This is a genomic window from Yoonia sp. SWMV100, assembly GCF_056108365.1.
Genome location: NZ_JBWBAQ010000002.1, coordinates 153,617 through 168,355 on the forward strand (window position 1 = coordinate 153,617; position 14,739 = coordinate 168,355).

Consider the following 14,739-nt stretch of genomic DNA (forward strand, 5'->3'; position numbering starts at 1 on the left):
GGCCTCTCTGGCGTTGTTTAGATGAATATAGGCGCAAATGATCAATCTTCAAACAACTCTGTTTGATCGTCGCCATCGTCGTCCTCGTCATCCTCGCCCAGACGGGTTGTGCCGGGCGGTGGACGGTTTTCCAGCAATCCCGCCGCGCGCAAATCCTTCAGACCCGGTAGATCACGCGCTGTTTCTAATCCGAAGTGATCCAAGAAATGTGACGTTACCACAAAGGTCACAGGCCGACCCGGCGTCATTTTGCGGCGGCCGAACCGGATCCATTCCATTTCGATCAACTGATCAATCGTGCCGCGGCTGACGCTTACGCCGCGAATATCTTCGATCTCGGCGCGGGTGACAGGCTGGTGGTAGGCGACAATCGCCAATGTTTCGATCGCGGCGCGCGATAGTTTGCGCATCTCAATGGTTTCTTTTTGCATCAAAAACCCAAGGTCAGGCGCTGTGCGAATGGCCCATGCGTTGTCAATTTTCACCAAATTCACACCGCGTCCTTCGTAGCGCTTGCGCAAACGCGCGATCGCCTCGGCGGGATCGCAGCCATGGGGCATCCGCCCGATCAGTTCTTGGACCGTCACCGGGTCAGCGGTGGCGAACATGATGGCTTCGACCATGCGTTCCTGTTCGCCCATTGGCGGCGCATCAAACAGGCTATCGTTCTGTGGCTTACTCATGACGGTCTTTCATCTCTGGGGGCCCGTTTGCGAATTTGGATCGGGGAAAACACATCGCCTTGACGTATTTCGATTTTGCCCTCCTTTGCCAGTTCCAAACTGGCGGCAAAGGTCGCCGCAGTCGTCGATCTGCGCCGCTGCGGGTCTGCGTCCCACCCATCGGGCAGATAGCTGAAAATGTCGGTCCAGTCGCCCGCGAAACCAATGAGATGCCGCATCCGGTCCAGCGCCTGTTCCATCGTCATCACATGCGCACGGTCCAATACGAACGGGCGAAAATCGTCGCGGGTTCGAATACGGGCATAGCCCTGCATAAGATCCAGCAGCGTCGCAGTATAGGTGACACGGCGCACCCGCTGCACATCTTCGGTGATGCCCCGCGCAAAGAAATCGCGCCCCAGCTGGTCGCGACCCATCAGTTTTGCGGCCGCTTCGCGCATCGCTTGTAACCGCTCTAGCTGGAACGCGAGGTGCGCGGCAAGCTCTTCGCCCGATGGCCCCTCTTCGCTGGGATCGGGAGGAAGCAGCAAGCGTGATTTCAAAAACGCGAGCCATGCCGCCATCACCAGATAGTCCGCCGCCAGTTCCAGCCGCAATTGTTTGGCCTTTTCCACAAAGGCCAAATATTGCTGCGCCAGCGCAAGGATCGAAATTTTACGCAGGTCCACCTTTTGCGTGCGCGACAGCGTCAGCAACAGGTCGAGAGGCCCTTCAAACGCGCCGACATCGACGATCAGCGCTTCGGCGGCGACACGGTCGCTGACGCTTAGTTTGTCGTCAGATAGGTCAAAATCTTGTTGCATCAGAACTCACGCTAAAAGCGCTTCAAGTTCGGCCTCCAGCGCGCTGATGTCAACAATTTCGGGTGGCTTGCGCAAAGCAAGCGCATCATCGCTGCGTTTTTTCGCCGCTGCGGTCATGGTCCCGGCCGCATGTGCGACTGCTTCCATTTCAGGCCCATCACCATTGCAGTGCAAAACCACATCACATCCGGCAGCGATCGCCGCATGCGCACGGTCTGCCACGGTGCCCGAAAGCGCCTGCATCGACAGATCGTCCGTCATCAGCAACCCGTCGAATCCGATCTCGTTACGGATGACTTTGATCATCGCAGGCGATGTGGTGGCAGGGCCACGCGGGTCAATGGACGTGAACACAATATGTGCGCTCATCCCCATCGGCAGATCGTTCAAGGCCTGAAAGGGTGCAAAATCTTTGGCCGTCAGGTGAGCACGTGTCGCTGTCACTGTGGGCAGGTTCAGATGGCTATCGACCGCCGCACGCCCGTGGCCCGGAATGTGCTTGAGCACCGGCAAAACGCCGCCCGCCAAATGCGCGTCGGCACAGACACGCGCCGCTGCGACAACGCTGTCCACATCCCGGCCATAAAGGCGGTTTTGCAAGAAAGGATGGGTTGCGTCTTCGGCAATATCTGCCAGCGGCGCGCAATTCACATCAATACCGACACTGCGCAGATCATCGGCAATCAGCCGGTTGCGTATCCAATGCGCGCGCAGCGGGTCGGTTGCACGATCCATCTGATCCAGCGCAGGCAGAAATTCGCGCCAATGCGGCGACCGCATGCGCTGCACACGCCCGCCTTCTTGATCAATCAGAATCGGGGCCTCGCGCCCAACTGCTTCGCGCAGGTCGCTTGTCAGGCGCCGCAATTGGTCTGGATTATCGACATTGCGCGCAAACAAGATGAACCCAAGCGGATTAACAGCGCGAAAGAACTTTCGCTCCCACGGCGTGACCGCAAGCCCCGCAGGCCCGAAAATCGCGGCGTTCATCACCACTTAGTTGACCTGTACCGCAATACAATCCGCCCCTTCGGCCACAAGCGCGGCGCAGAACCGGCGGGCTTCGGCATTGTCGGCAAACCCGCTGGCGCGCAAGCGGTACCATGTGCCGCTGGACTGGTCGCTGACCTGAATGACGCGTTCTTTGCCATCCAACAGCGAATCGAACCGCCCTTCAAGCAAAGCCCACTGGGTCGCTGCAACCGACGGTGACTGGAACGCGCCAAGCTGCACCAGATTGGTGCCAACAGGGAAATCCTGGCCGCTCACGGCCACTTCGTCGGGCGCCGCAGATGTGGCGGGGGCTGCGACGGGTGCTGCCGCAACGCTGCGCAGACTGGCCGGACGCACCATCGGGCGCACGGACCGGGACACACCGGGTACAGTTGCGGCAATGCGGTCCGGGTTCACAGGCGTATCGGCAAACGGTTCTGCTCCGGCCGCGATTTGGTCCGCCAGCGCCATGATCTGGTCCACGTCCATCGTGTCCAAATCACCCATATTAGCGCTGACCGCTGTTGCAGACAGGTCAGTGGTCGCCGCGGTCGCCACCATTTCGCCCGCTTCGGCAGTTGGCTGTGCGGCTAAATCTTCTTCTGACAGGCCCACGGTCGTTGGTGCCAAGACAAGCCTGTCTTCCAGACCGCCCGCCTCTCCGCTTGCTGCCACTTCGTTCACGGCAAGACCAATGTGATCGGCCACAAACCCGCCCGGATTGTCGGGCAGCACGCGCATTTCGCCTTCCATGGCACGCACAACGGGAATGCCGCTGACATCGCGCATGATCAATTTATAGCCCCAAAGGCCAACCCCGACGATGAGCGCAAGCGAAAGGCCTGCACCAATATAATTGATGAAATTTCCGGGACGCGATGCGTCACCTACGCGGGCAAAGCCCTCGTCATATACTGCCATCTCTGCCTCACTGCCCGTGCCTTTTTGGCTTATGGGTCCGTTAACTCAGCGCGATCCGGCAAATATACGTTATCGCATTTCTTCTGCCGGTGTGACGCCGAGAATACCCAATCCGTGCAAAATAACAATCGCTACGGCCCGGATTAGGGCGATTTTCGCCTGTGTTGTGTCTGGGTCACTTTCCTGCACGAACCGCAATGCGGTTTCATCATTTCCACGGTGATAAAGCGCGTGGAAATCTGACGCTAAATCATACAGATAGAAGGCGATCTTGTGTGGTTCGTGACCTTTGGCGGCGATTTCCACCAACCTCGGCCATTCCGCCAATTTCTTGATCACATTAAGCTCTGCGTCGTGATTGAGACCTGACATATCGACGCCGGCAAGCGTGACATCATCCACCTTTGCAAAAGCACTGGCCTTTGCCACAGCGGAATTCACCCGCGCATAGGCATAGTTCACATAGAAGACAGGGTTGTCTTTTGACTGCTCCAGCACCTTGTCGAAGTCAAAATCAAGCGGGGCATCGTTCTTGCGGGTCAGCATGTGGAACCGGGTCACATCGGGGCCAACCTGATCCACCACATCGCGCAGGGTCACAAACGTCCCTGCCCGCTTTGACATCTTGAATGGTGCGCCGTTCTTATACAGTTTAACCAGTTGCGTCAGCTTGATATCCAGCGGTACGCGGCCATCGGACAACGCAGACACCGCCGCCTTCATCCGTTTGACATAGCCCCCGTGATCAGCACCAAAGACATCGATCAACTGGTCATAGCCGCGCTGCACCTTGTCATAGTGATATGCGATGTCGGGCGCGAAATATGTCCACGCGCCATCAGATTTTTGCACAGGCCGGTCCACGTCATCACCATGTTCGGTCGATTTGAACAATGTCTGCTCGCGGGGCTCCCAATCTTCTGGGGTTTTACCCTTTGGGGGTTCCAGAACGCCGCGGTAAATCAATCCCTTTGCGTCCAGCTCGGCAATTGCCTTTTCGATCAAGCCCGTGCCGTACAGCGACTTTTCCGAGAAGAAGCTGTCCATCTCGACACCAAGCGATTTCAAATCTGCGCGGATCAGATCCATCATGGCCTCGGTGGCGAATTCGCGCACCTCTTCCAGCCAGAACTGTTCGCCCTTGCCGACGAACTTGTCGCCAACCTTGGCTTTCAGCGCCTCGCCGACCTCGATCAGGTAATCACCGGGGTATGTGCCTTCGGGCCAATCCACGCTCAGGTCATGCGCCTCTAGGTAACGGTTATAAACAGACCGCGCCAGAACATCGACCTGCGCGCCGCCATCGTTGATATAATACTCTTTGGTAACATCGTAGCCCGCGTAATCCAGCAACCGCGCCAGCGCATCGCCAAACACAGCCCCCCGCGTGTGACCGACGTGCAGCGGCCCCGTCGGGTTGGCGGATACGTATTCCACCAGCATCCGTTGATTTTGCCCAAGCGTGGACTGGCCGAAACTTGGATCAGACAGAACCGTCTTGACCACACCCTGCCATACGGTCGGATCCAACCGCATGTTCAGAAAACCCGGTCCCGCAACCTGTGCAATTGTGATCATCGGATCGGCCAGCAATTTAGCCGCCAAGGCATCCGCGATCACGCGCGGGTTCATCTGTGCAGGTTTCGCCAGAACCATCGCCGCGTTTGTCGCCATATCGCCATGCGCCGGATCACGCGGTGGTTCCACCGAAACGCCCGCAGTGGACAGGCCGGCGGGCAGCGTGCCTTCTGTGACCATTTGATCAAGGCAGGCAATGACACGGGTACGGATATCAGCAAAGAGGTTCATAACAGTCCTTCGGCCCCAGACGGGCATCATAACATTTGGTCAGGGTTTACCACCCTAACCGCGCAGGTCAATGGATCGCGGCCCTTATGTCAAAAGGGCCGCGTCTGGCCGAACGCACCTGTTACTCGGCGACGCAGTCGGCGAAATACGTCGATGTGCCATCTTCGGCAACTTCGTGCACCAGCCCGTGAATATCGTTTTCAAACCCCGGACATTCGCGCGCGAACTCGCGGTTGAACTTGAGGTAGTCCACGATCTTTTTGTTGAAGACTTCGCCCGGCACCAACAACGGGATGCCCGGCGGATATGGGGTCACCAGACTGGTTGTGATCCGCCCTTCCAATTCGTCGATCGGCACGCGCTGTGTGGTGCGCTGCGCGATATGGGCGAAGGCCGCACTTGGCGTCATCGCAGGGGTATGATCGCTTAGGTAGATATCGGTCGACAGGATCGCCACATCATATTTCGCATAAAGCGTATGCACGTGTTGGCACAGATCGCGCAGGCCCATCTTTTCGTACCGCGGATGTTTGGCGCAGAATTTCGGCATCGTCCGCCACAGCGGTTGGTTACGGTCGTAATCATCTTTGAACTGCTGCAACGCCGCCAAAAGCGTGTTCCACCGCCCTTTAGTGATCCCGATCGTGAACATGATGAAAAAGCTGTAAAGCCCTGTTTTTTCGACAACAACGCCGTGTTCCACCAGATATTTCGACACGATAGAGGCCGGAATCCCGGTTTCCTCAAATCGACCGTCCAAATTCAGACCCGGTGTGATCAACGTCGCCTTGATCGGGTCAAGCATGTTGAAACCCGGCGCCATATACCCAAAACCGTGCCAGGAATCCTCGCCGTCGGCGGCTTGCACGCCGTCAGCATCTGTCCGTTTCAAAACCCAATCCTTGGTTTCGCCAATGCCTTCTTCGCTCAGCGCGTCTGGCCCCCACACTTCGAACCACCAGTCGCCTTCGCCGAACTCTTCGTCGACCTTGCGCATCGCCCGGCGGAAATCGAGCGCCTCTGCGATGCTTTCTTCGACCAAAGCCGTACCGCCCGGCGGCTCCATCATTGCGGCGGCCACGTCACAGCTTGCGATGATCGAATATTGCGGACTGGTTGACGTGTGCATCAGGTAGGCTTCGTTAAACAGGTGACGGTCCAATTTGGTGTCTTCGCTGTCTTGCACCAAAACATGGCTGGCCTGCGAAATACCCGCCAGCAGTTTATGAATGGACTGGGTCGCGTAAGTCACCGAATGTTTTGTGCGTGCACGTTTGCGCCCCATCGCGTGATAGCTGCCGTAAAACGGGTGAAAGGCCGCATGCGGCAGCCATGCCTCGTCAAAATGCAGGTTTTCGACGTAGCCATCCAACAGGTTTTTAATGGTTTCGGTGTTATAAAGCACGCCGTCATAGGTGGATTGGGTCAACGTCATGATCCGCGGCTTTACCGCATCGGCATCAACCCCGGCCAGCAGCGGGTTTGCCCTGATCTTGGCCTTGATGCTGTCGATCTCGAACTCGCTTTGCGGGATCGGGCCGATAATGCCGTAATGGTTGCGCGTTGGTTTCAAGAACACCGGAATAGCGCCGGTCATGATAATGCTGTGCAGGATCGACTTGTGACAGTTGCGGTCCACAACAACAACATCGCCGGGGGCAACGGTGTGGTGCCAGACCATTTTATTCGACGTCGATGTGCCGTTGGTCACGAAATAGCAGTGGTCCGCGTTGAAAATTCGCGCGGCGTTGCGCTCTGATGCGCCGATCGCCCCGTTGTGATCCAGCAACTGACCCAATTCTTCGACCGCGTTGCACACATCCGCGCGCAACATGTTTTCACCGTAAAACTGGTGGTACATCTGGCCAATCGGGCTTTTCAAAAATGCCACGCCGCCTGAATGGCCGGGGCAATGCCATGAATACGACCCGTCCTCGGCATAATCCAGCAACGCCTTGAAAAACGGCGGCTGAATCCCTTCAAGGTATTGTTTCGCCTCACGGATAATATGACGCGCTACAAATTCCGGTGTGTCTTCGAAGGCGTGAATGAATCCATGCAATTCGCGCAAGATATCGTTGGGCAAATGCCGGCTGGTTTTGGTTTCACCGTATACGTAAATTGGCACGTCTTCGTTTTTCCAGCGCACTTCTTCGATAAAATTGCGCAGGTTCAGGACCGCCGGGTCAAGGTCGGGACCGGGCGTAAATTCTTCGTCGTCGATAGACAACAAGAACGCGCTGGCACGCGATTGCTGCTGCGCAAATTGCGACAGATCGCCGTAACTTGTCACACCCAGCACTTCGAATCCTTCGGCCTCGATGGCCGTCGCCAACGCCCTGATCCCAAGGCCAGACGTGTTTTCAGACCGGAAATCTTCGTCGATGATCACAATGGGAAAGCGGAATTTCATATCGGGCTCCTTCAGAGACGCGGGCGTTAGGCCACGGTCGTCGCATTGATTCTGACGACGCGCTTGGCCTGTGGTTTTCGCAAGACTATGTGGGCATTCGTGTCAGCATGTCCAGTCAGGGGCGGCGTTTGCAACCGCCCCTGCGCATGGATTTATGCATCGGCGGGTGGCTGTTCGTCATCAACCGATTCCGGCGGCCGCAGCGCGATGATGCGGACGTCTGGTGCGCCTTTCACTTCTTCATCCTTGCGAACAAGTTTAATCGCGCCCTTGGTATCAATCCGCGCAAAAAGATGCGCATCCGGGCGTTTGGCACGCCAGTCGTCCAGCGTGTATTCTTCGGTCAGACGTGTGATCCTGAACGTCCAACCCTGTGCGATCAAGTTACACAGCCCGGCATGGGTTTCTTCGGGGCCAAACTTGCGCCCCCCCAAGGTGCGCGGCAACTGGTGCCGCGCGCTGTCGCTATGGCTGCGCAGCACCTGAAACACGCTGTCGCGCCCGAATTCGGGGGCAAGGTCGGTCGCGACAAGGGTATTATACGCATCATTGTCCGTGGCCGCGACCAATGTCGCATAGCTGATCAGCTCGAGCCGCTGTTCGGCAGCCTCTGACAGGATATCACCCGAAAACGTCGGAATGCCCGCCGCACGTGCGCCCCGCAAATTGCCAAAGTTCGGATCGGTCATCAGCACTGGCACCTCGGCTTTTTTCAACGCCTCGGCAAAGGCGGTTGTCCATGCGGACCCACCGATAATCACCACCCCCGGCACGTCAGCCCCCGTCAGGCCCAGCCAGCGCGCGAAGGGCGCTAACGTAAACCCGTGCAAAACCACGGTGACCGAAACCAACACAAACGCCAGCGGACCGATCAATGCCGCGTCTTCAAATCCGAGGGTCAACAACCGTTCTGCAAACAGCCCCGCCACCGCAACCAGAACCACACCGCGCGGCCCGGTAAACGCCACCAGAAATTGTTCTTTGTAAGGAACGCCAGACCCCAGCAAAGAAATGAGGACCGTCAGCGGGCGGGCGACGAAAATGACCAGAACAATAAAGCCGACGGCGCGCATATCCAATTTGGCCAGCGCAGAAAAATCGAGTTGGGCAGCCAACAGAATGAACACGCCCGACACCAGCAAAACTGTCGCATGTTCCTTGAAGCGGCGCAGTTCTTCATAGCTGGGCAGATTGGCATTGGCGATCACGATCCCCATAATGGTGACAGCCAACAAGCCGCTTTCGTGCAGGACATAGTCCGACACCCCGAATACCGCCAAAAGCAGTGCAAAAAGCACAGGCACTTTCATATATTCCGGCACCCAACCACGCTTGAACCCACGTGCAATGCCGTACCCCGCAACGGCCCCCACGAGGGTGGCAAAACCGATGCCGACAACCAAATCCATCACGGCGGCTTGCACCGTCGTTGCCGTGTTCAGGACCAGCACAACTTCGAACGCGAAGACAGCGGCCAACGCGCCAATCGGGTCGTTGATTATCGCCTCCCATTGCAGCAATGCCGCCGGGCGTTTGGACAGACGCGCCGTGCGCAAGAGCGGCGCAATCACAGTCGGGCCTGTCACAATCATAATCCCGCCGAATACTGTCGCGCTTTCCCACGACAACCCTGCCCCGTACCGCAGCGCCAAGGTTGATGTCAGCCACCCCAGCGGCGCCCCGATAAACACCAGACGGCGCACACCTTTGGCCGCATCCGACAAGGTATGAAAGTTTAGGGTCAGCCCACCCTCGAACAGAATAATCGCAACAGCGATCGAGATAATCGGGCTCATCAGCGGCCCGATATCGCGGGCAGGATTAAAGACCCCGGTCACCGGCCCGATCAGGACACCGGCAACCAGCATCAGCACAATCGCGGGCATCCGTAAACGCCACGCAAGCCATTGCGATCCAACCCCAAGGGCGCCCACAAGCGCAAATGCCATGACCGGGGCCATCGCGCCCGCTGCTGTTTCAACTGCCATCAATCACTCCTGCGGGGATGTCTTCGCCCCCAATAAGTCGTTTGTGTTCTTGAATCGCAAACCGATCCGTCATGCCCGCGATATAATCCGCCACGATCCGCGCTAAGGTAAGGCGATCAGGCGCGTCGGCCACATCTTTGCGCCACTGTTTTGGTAGTTCGTCAGTATTATCCATAAAAAACGGGAATAGGTCATTCACCATCTTTGTGACGACGACGCGCATTTCGACGACCGCAGGGGCGCGGTACATGCGCGTAAACAGGAATTGGCGAATGACCTTCAGGTCCGCCCACAGAGCGGGCGAAAACTGGATCACCATGCGTCCGGCATGGCGGATGTCGTGGACAGACTGTGGGTTAAGGTCGATCAAGTTGCGTTGACTGACGGTAATCACATCCTCGACCAACACGCCAAAGAACCGCCGCAGTGCCTCGTGACGGCGGCGATAATAATTCAGACCGGGATATTTTGCATCCACCCGCGCAAAGCAGTCGCGCAGGATCGGCAGTTCGGCCAGATCGTCCGTGCTGAACAATTCCGCGCGAAGTCCGTCATGTAAGTCATGGTTATTATATGCAATATCATCCGCAAGCGCCGCAACTTGTGCTTCCGCGCTTGCGTGGGTGTGCAGTTCCAGATCGTGGCGCGCATTATAGGCCGCCAATGCATACGGAATATCACCCGTCACCGGGCCGTTGTGCTTTGCGATACCCTCGAGCGTTTCCCACGTCAGGTTCAGCCCGTCCCATTCGGCATAGTGCCGTTCCAGATCGGTCACGATCCGCAAAGCCTGCGCGTTGTGGTCAAACCCGCCATAGGGGCGCATCAAGGCATCCAGCGCTTCTTCGCCGGTGTGGCCAAAGGGCGTGTGCCCCAGATCATGGGCCAATGCCACCGCCTCGGTCAGTTCGACATTCAGCCCCAACGTGCCCGCAATTGTGCGGCCTACCTGTGCGACTTCAATCGAATGGGTCAGGCGGGTGCGAAAATAATCGCCCTCGTGTTCGATGAACACTTGGGTTTTATGCTTCAGCCGTCGAAACGCGCTGGAATGGATGATCCGGTCGCGGTCGCGTTGAAAAGGCGAGCGAAAATAGCTCTCTTCTTCGGGATAAAGCCGCCCACGCGGGTTTACCGGGTCGGTTGCATATAGCGCTGCCATGATATTTGCCTGTCTTGTCCGTCGTGCCTGTGGCACCTATATTGCAAGTGAACACAAACTGATAGGTCGCAATATGCTGACGATCCCCCCCAAAGTGACACCCCGCGCGTTTGAACGGCTGGCCGAAATTGGTGCCGCGTCCCAAGGCAAGGCCCTGCGCATCGCCGTCGAAGGCGGCGGATGTTCCGGTTTCCAATACGAAATTGATCTGGATGACGCCAAAGAGGACGACCTGATCCTGTCCGATAAGGGTGAAACCGTCGTGATCGACAGCGTGTCCCTGCCATTCTTGGCTGATGCGACCATCGACTTTACCGAAGAACTGATTGGCGCGCGCTTTGTTATCCAAAACCCGAACGCCACGTCTTCTTGCGGGTGCGGCACGTCTTTTTCGATGTAATGCAGGACAATCAAAGGCTGGCGCGCCTGATCTTGGATCAGGTCCAGCGCGACACCAAAGATAACGATTGGGACGGGCGCAACGCAGAAATCGCGTCACTTCTTGATCAGGCTGTAACCGATGGCCCATCGCGCATCGACCTGCGCAACAGGCTGCTTGCAGGTGCCCGCGACACCAACACCCTGACCTACCGCGATCTTGCCGAGGCGATCGGCGAATCCTTGGCCGACCGTGTGCGCGATCTGGACCACGACATTGCGCGGCTTGAAAATGATATGGTGCCCAGCCGGTTGGCGATGGGCACGATCATCGGTCTGATGTTGGGCGCTTTTGGCGCCGTTGTTTACGGATCTGCTGATATTTTAACCGCTACAGGCATCTCTGGCGCGATGGTTGCTGCCTTTTTTGGGGTACAGGCCTACCGCAAGCGTGCTTTCGACACTATATCTACGTTGAAGGGACGCAGAACCAATTATGAAGGCTTTCGCAATCTTTTGCGTAGCGATCCATAATATGTTAAGCGTCTGTTGATAGAGGAGTCTCACCATGCTGGACCAACTGACCACGTTCACCGCGACCGAAGCCGCCTTGGCCATCTTTGCTGCCGCGATGCTGGTACAGCTTGCCATTTTCCGCAACCACCTGAACAGTGTTGCCGCGAAAAACAAAGATGCGCGGTTTCCCGGTCTGATGACCGCGTTGGCCCGTATTCCGGTGCGGACCGACAACAAACGCTGAACGCTTGCGCATCCGCGTTCCCTGCTGCAGAACTGCCCGGCGACATAGGGGGCAGATATGAAAATTGCGACATTCAATATCAACGGCGTCAAAGCCCGGATAAATGCGTTGACCGACTGGCTGGATGACACCAACCCGGACGTCGCAATCTTGCAAGAAATCAAATCCGTTGACGAAGGGTTCCCGCGCGACCTTCTTGAAGACAAAGGATATAACGTCGAAACCCACGGCCAAAAAGGCTTTAATGGTGTCGCGATCCTTTCAAAATTCCCGCTTGAGGATGTCACACGCGGTTTGCCGGGTGCTGCGGGCGCCGGGCGTGAAGGTGCCGACGACGACGAAGCCCGCTATATCGAAGCGACTGTTGTGGGCGACGTGGCAATCCGTATTTGCGGGCTGTATCTGCCCAACGGCAACCCGGCACCCGGCCCAAAATATGACTATAAACTACGCTGGATGGACCGGCTGTATGCCCGCGCACAAGAATTGCTTGCCTCTGAAATCCCTGCCTTGATGGCCGGCGATTATAACATCATCCCCCAAGCCGAAGACGCCGCGCGCCCCGATGCATGGCGCGATGACGCCCTGTTCCTGCCCGAAAGCCGCGCTGCTTTTCGCCGAATCTTCAACCTTGGGTTCACAGAGGCGTTTCGCGCCGTTGAATCCGGGGCCGGCCATTATTCGTTCTGGGACTACCAAGCCGGCGCATGGGAAAAAAACAACGGCATCCGCATTGATCATTTCTTGCTGACGCCGCAATGCGCCGATCTGTTGAAAAATTGCTGGATCGAATCCGAAGTGCGTGGCCGTGAAAAACCATCCGACCACGTGCCTGTCTGGGTTGACCTTGCGGCTTAGCCGCCTATCTACACCTTGCGATCCATGGTAAACAGTAACAAGGAGCATGTTGAAAATGCTCGATAAATCCATTTTTACGGCACTGCTGATGCTGGGTATTGGGCCGTCCCAGGCGGCCGCGCAGTGCCTGATCAACGTACCAGGAACACAGTGCGAGACCGTAAAAACATCCGCCGAACCGCGACCCAGCCCGGTCGAAATCGGCGAATTTCTAGACCGCGGCGCGCACTCGATATTGATGAATATCCGCTACTACGGCCTGCCGCCGGTCAGCGATGGCTGGATTTATATGCGGATCGAAAATGACCTGTACCGCGTCGACTTCCGCACCTACGAGGTGCTTGAAAACGTGACCCGCTGGACCAACAACAACTGGCGTTAGTTGGTCACGTCAAAATCATAAAGCCATCCCATACGGTTCAAAAACGCCGCAGGCGCGACACGTCCCATCAGCCCCAGCCCGGCGTGCGCCACACGCCGTTGCAGACCGCCCAAATGATAGTTGCGGGCATTGGCATTGGCGCCGTTAATCGCCTTTACGACACGGGCACGGCGCGCCGTTTGATAGGCCGCTAACCCCGCTGAAAGCTGCGCGTTTTCATCGCAACAGCGCGCCAAAACATAGGCATCTTCGATCGCCAAATTCGCCCCTTGCGCCAAAAATGGCAGCGTTGGATGCGCGGCATCGCCCAAAATGGCAATTGTACCCATCTGCCAACGCTGCGCGACGGGGTGTCGGAACAAGCCCCACAGATTGACCTGCGCGACGTCACTTAGCACGCTTTTGAGACGCCAGTGACAATCCGCAAACGCATGGCGCAAATTCCCCGGATCATCCGTGTGATGCCAACCTTCATCAGCCCACTGACTGCGTTGCTGCACGGCGACAATATTCAAACGCCCGCCCGCCAAAGGATAAGTCACCATATGCCGACCGGGCGCCATCCAGATCCGCGCCACCGGGTCGGCGTCGTCGGACTTGACCACCGCACGCCAGGCGACCTGCCCGGTAAAAAATGGTTGGGACGGCGCGTTGATTACGCCGCGCACCACAGACCGCAGCCCATCTGCGCCAATGGTCACCGCGGGCGACACACGCCCCGATGCGGTCATGAACGACCCGTCCGGCTGCAAATCGTCGATGCGTGCGTTCAATTGCACCGTCACACCATTCGCCGCGCAGGCCCGCGCCAACAGGTCGATCAACGCAGATCGATGATAAAACCGATAGGCCGGGGTTTGTTGGGAAAGGTCAAAGCGGGTAATCTCGCGACCCGACACAGCATCCATCGGGACCACAGCCTGCGCTGTAAGTCCCACATGATTTAATGCGCTTTCCAGCCCCAAGGCATGTAGGACACGCGCGCCGTTCGGGGTTATTTGCAGCCCTGCCCCGACTTCGGTCAAGGCGGCCGCCTGTTCATAGACTGTCACCCGCGCACCGCGTTGGGCGAACGCGATTGCGGCGGTCAACCCGCCAATCCCGCCGCCGATAATCGCGACATCACGGTGTGCGTTATGGGACACTTTAGTCGTCGCGGTGGACCTTCTCGCGGCGCTCATGACGCTCTTGCGCCTCAAGGCTCATGGTCGCGATCGGGCGCGCGTCCAGACGTTTGAGCGAAATCGGCTCTCCGGTCATTTCGCAATAGCCGTATTCACCTTCATCGATCCGGCGCAGAGCCGCGTCAATCTTGGTGACCAGCTTGCGCTGACGGTCACGGGTCCGCAGTTCCAGCGAACGATCTGTTTCCTCGGATGCACGGTCGGCCACATCGGGAATATTGCGCGTTTGATCTTTCATACCTGCGACAGTGTCGCGGGTATCTTCCATCAGTTCGGCCTTCCAGTTTAAAAGCTTGCGACGAAAATATTCGGTCTGACGCTCGTTCATGAACGGCTCATTGTCGGCGGGTGTGTAGTCTTCTGGAAGAAACGTTTCAGCTTTCATCGTCATACCCTATCATAGCT

Annotated in this window: 15 protein-coding genes; 5 read left to right on the forward strand and 10 right to left on the reverse strand. The window is 57.4% G+C overall.

Annotated elements, in window-relative coordinates; genetic code table 11:
* Window positions 1-41: 41 nt before the first annotated feature.
* The 8 genes from scpB to ACXJGX_RS00815 form a co-directional block, all read right to left on the reverse strand.
* Window positions 42-683 carry an SMC-Scp complex subunit ScpB gene (gene scpB, locus ACXJGX_RS00780; protein WP_474778229.1) on the reverse strand — a complete coding sequence of 214 codons (642 nt, stop codon included), beginning with the start codon at window positions 681-683 and terminating at the stop codon, window positions 42-44.
* Window positions 680-1,486, reverse strand: coding sequence for a segregation and condensation protein A (locus tag ACXJGX_RS00785; RefSeq protein ID WP_474778230.1), 807 nt, complete (start codon window positions 1,484-1,486; stop codon window positions 680-682). The genes scpB and ACXJGX_RS00785 overlap by 4 nt, the downstream gene beginning before the upstream one ends.
* A gap of 6 nt (window positions 1,487-1,492) precedes the next feature.
* The gene (locus ACXJGX_RS00790) at window positions 1,493-2,476 is read right to left on the reverse strand and encodes a glycoside hydrolase family 3 N-terminal domain-containing protein (protein WP_474779146.1); all 984 of its coding nucleotides are present in this window, start codon (window positions 2,474-2,476) and stop codon (window positions 1,493-1,495) included.
* A 6-nt stretch (window positions 2,477-2,482) separates the two neighbouring features.
* Window positions 2,483-3,400: an SPOR domain-containing protein gene (locus ACXJGX_RS00795; RefSeq protein WP_474778231.1), complete on the reverse strand. Its 918-nt coding sequence runs from the start codon at window positions 3,398-3,400 to the stop codon at window positions 2,483-2,485.
* A 69-nt stretch (window positions 3,401-3,469) separates the two neighbouring features.
* Window positions 3,470-5,209 carry an arginine--tRNA ligase gene (gene argS, locus ACXJGX_RS00800; protein WP_474778232.1) on the reverse strand — a complete coding sequence of 580 codons (1,740 nt, stop codon included), beginning with the start codon at window positions 5,207-5,209 and terminating at the stop codon, window positions 3,470-3,472.
* 121 nt (window positions 5,210-5,330) lie between these two features.
* Entirely contained in the window at window positions 5,331-7,622 is a 2,292-nt protein-coding gene (locus ACXJGX_RS00805; protein ID WP_474778233.1) for an Orn/Lys/Arg family decarboxylase, read from the reverse strand.
* Window positions 7,623-7,774: 152 nt separating this feature from the next.
* On the reverse strand, window positions 7,775-9,610 hold the full coding sequence (locus ACXJGX_RS00810) for a cation:proton antiporter (RefSeq protein WP_474778234.1): 1,836 nt from the start codon (window positions 9,608-9,610) through the stop codon (window positions 7,775-7,777).
* The gene (locus ACXJGX_RS00815) at window positions 9,600-10,772 is read right to left on the reverse strand and encodes a deoxyguanosinetriphosphate triphosphohydrolase (protein ID WP_474778235.1); all 1,173 of its coding nucleotides are present in this window, start codon (window positions 10,770-10,772) and stop codon (window positions 9,600-9,602) included. Before ACXJGX_RS00815 ends, ACXJGX_RS00810 begins: the two co-directional genes overlap by 11 nt.
* Window positions 10,773-10,848: 76 nt before the next feature.
* Between ACXJGX_RS00815 and ACXJGX_RS00820 the strand changes: the two genes are divergently transcribed.
* Genes ACXJGX_RS00820 through ACXJGX_RS00840 form a run of 5 tightly spaced genes read left to right on the forward strand, consistent with a single transcriptional unit; the run spans window position 10,849 to window position 13,150 of the window.
* Window positions 10,849-11,172, forward strand: a complete 324-nt coding sequence (locus tag ACXJGX_RS00820; protein ID WP_474779147.1) for a HesB/IscA family protein — start codon at window positions 10,849-10,851, stop codon at window positions 11,170-11,172.
* A complete protein-coding gene (locus ACXJGX_RS00825; protein WP_474778236.1) occupies window positions 11,148-11,684 on the forward strand; it encodes a hypothetical protein in 537 nt (178 codons plus the stop codon). The genes ACXJGX_RS00820 and ACXJGX_RS00825 overlap by 25 nt, the downstream gene beginning before the upstream one ends.
* Window positions 11,685-11,718: 34 nt before the next feature.
* The gene (locus ACXJGX_RS00830; protein WP_474778237.1) at window positions 11,719-11,910 is read left to right on the forward strand and encodes a hypothetical protein; all 192 of its coding nucleotides are present in this window, start codon (window positions 11,719-11,721) and stop codon (window positions 11,908-11,910) included.
* A gap of 57 nt (window positions 11,911-11,967) precedes the next feature.
* Complete coding sequence (gene xth / locus ACXJGX_RS00835; protein ID WP_474778238.1) at window positions 11,968-12,768, forward strand: exodeoxyribonuclease III; 801 nt, start codon at window positions 11,968-11,970, stop codon at window positions 12,766-12,768.
* Between the two features lie 55 nt (window positions 12,769-12,823).
* On the forward strand, window positions 12,824-13,150 hold the full coding sequence (locus ACXJGX_RS00840) for a hypothetical protein (protein WP_474778239.1): 327 nt from the start codon (window positions 12,824-12,826) through the stop codon (window positions 13,148-13,150).
* On the opposite strand, the gene ACXJGX_RS00845 is transcribed toward ACXJGX_RS00840, so the two are convergent.
* Together ACXJGX_RS00845 and dksA are read right to left on the reverse strand one after the other, a co-directional pair.
* Complete coding sequence (locus ACXJGX_RS00845) at window positions 13,147-14,295, reverse strand: FAD-dependent monooxygenase (RefSeq protein ID WP_474778240.1); 1,149 nt, start codon at window positions 14,293-14,295, stop codon at window positions 13,147-13,149. The two genes, ACXJGX_RS00840 and ACXJGX_RS00845, sit on opposite strands and share 4 nt — an antisense overlap.
* Window position 14,296: 1 nt before the next feature.
* Window positions 14,297-14,719 (reverse strand): RNA polymerase-binding protein DksA, encoded by a 423-nt coding sequence (gene dksA / locus ACXJGX_RS00850; RefSeq protein WP_474778241.1) that lies wholly within the window; start codon window positions 14,717-14,719, stop codon window positions 14,297-14,299.
* Window positions 14,720-14,739 lie beyond the last annotated feature (20 nt).

Bases quoted from the DNA above. Each gene is read 5' to 3' on its own strand.
- ACXJGX_RS00785 (WP_474778230.1), bottom strand. From the start codon at position 1,486: ATGCAACAAGATTTTGACCTATCTGACGACAAACTAAGCGTCAGCGAC.
- scpB (WP_474778229.1), bottom strand. From the start codon at position 683: ATGAGTAAGCCACAGAACGATAGCCTGTTTGATGCGCCGCCAATGGGC.
- ACXJGX_RS00830 (WP_474778237.1), top strand. From the start codon at position 11,719: ATGCTGGACCAACTGACCACGTTCACCGCGACCGAAGCCGCCTTGGCC.
- dksA (WP_474778241.1), bottom strand. From the start codon at position 14,719: ATGAAAGCTGAAACGTTTCTTCCAGAAGACTACACACCCGCCGACAAT.
- ACXJGX_RS00805 (WP_474778233.1), bottom strand. From the start codon at position 7,622: ATGAAATTCCGCTTTCCCATTGTGATCATCGACGAAGATTTCCGGTCT.
- xth (WP_474778238.1), top strand. From the start codon at position 11,968: ATGAAAATTGCGACATTCAATATCAACGGCGTCAAAGCCCGGATAAAT.
- ACXJGX_RS00790 (WP_474779146.1), bottom strand. From the start codon at position 2,476: ATGAACGCCGCGATTTTCGGGCCTGCGGGGCTTGCGGTCACGCCGTGG.
- ACXJGX_RS00815 (WP_474778235.1), bottom strand. From the start codon at position 10,772: ATGGCAGCGCTATATGCAACCGACCCGGTAAACCCGCGTGGGCGGCTT.
- ACXJGX_RS00810 (WP_474778234.1), bottom strand. From the start codon at position 9,610: ATGGCAGTTGAAACAGCAGCGGGCGCGATGGCCCCGGTCATGGCATTT.
- ACXJGX_RS00795 (WP_474778231.1), bottom strand. From the start codon at position 3,400: ATGGCAGTATATGACGAGGGCTTTGCCCGCGTAGGTGACGCATCGCGT.
- argS (WP_474778232.1), bottom strand. From the start codon at position 5,209: ATGAACCTCTTTGCTGATATCCGTACCCGTGTCATTGCCTGCCTTGAT.
- ACXJGX_RS00840 (WP_474778239.1), top strand. From the start codon at position 12,824: ATGCTCGATAAATCCATTTTTACGGCACTGCTGATGCTGGGTATTGGG.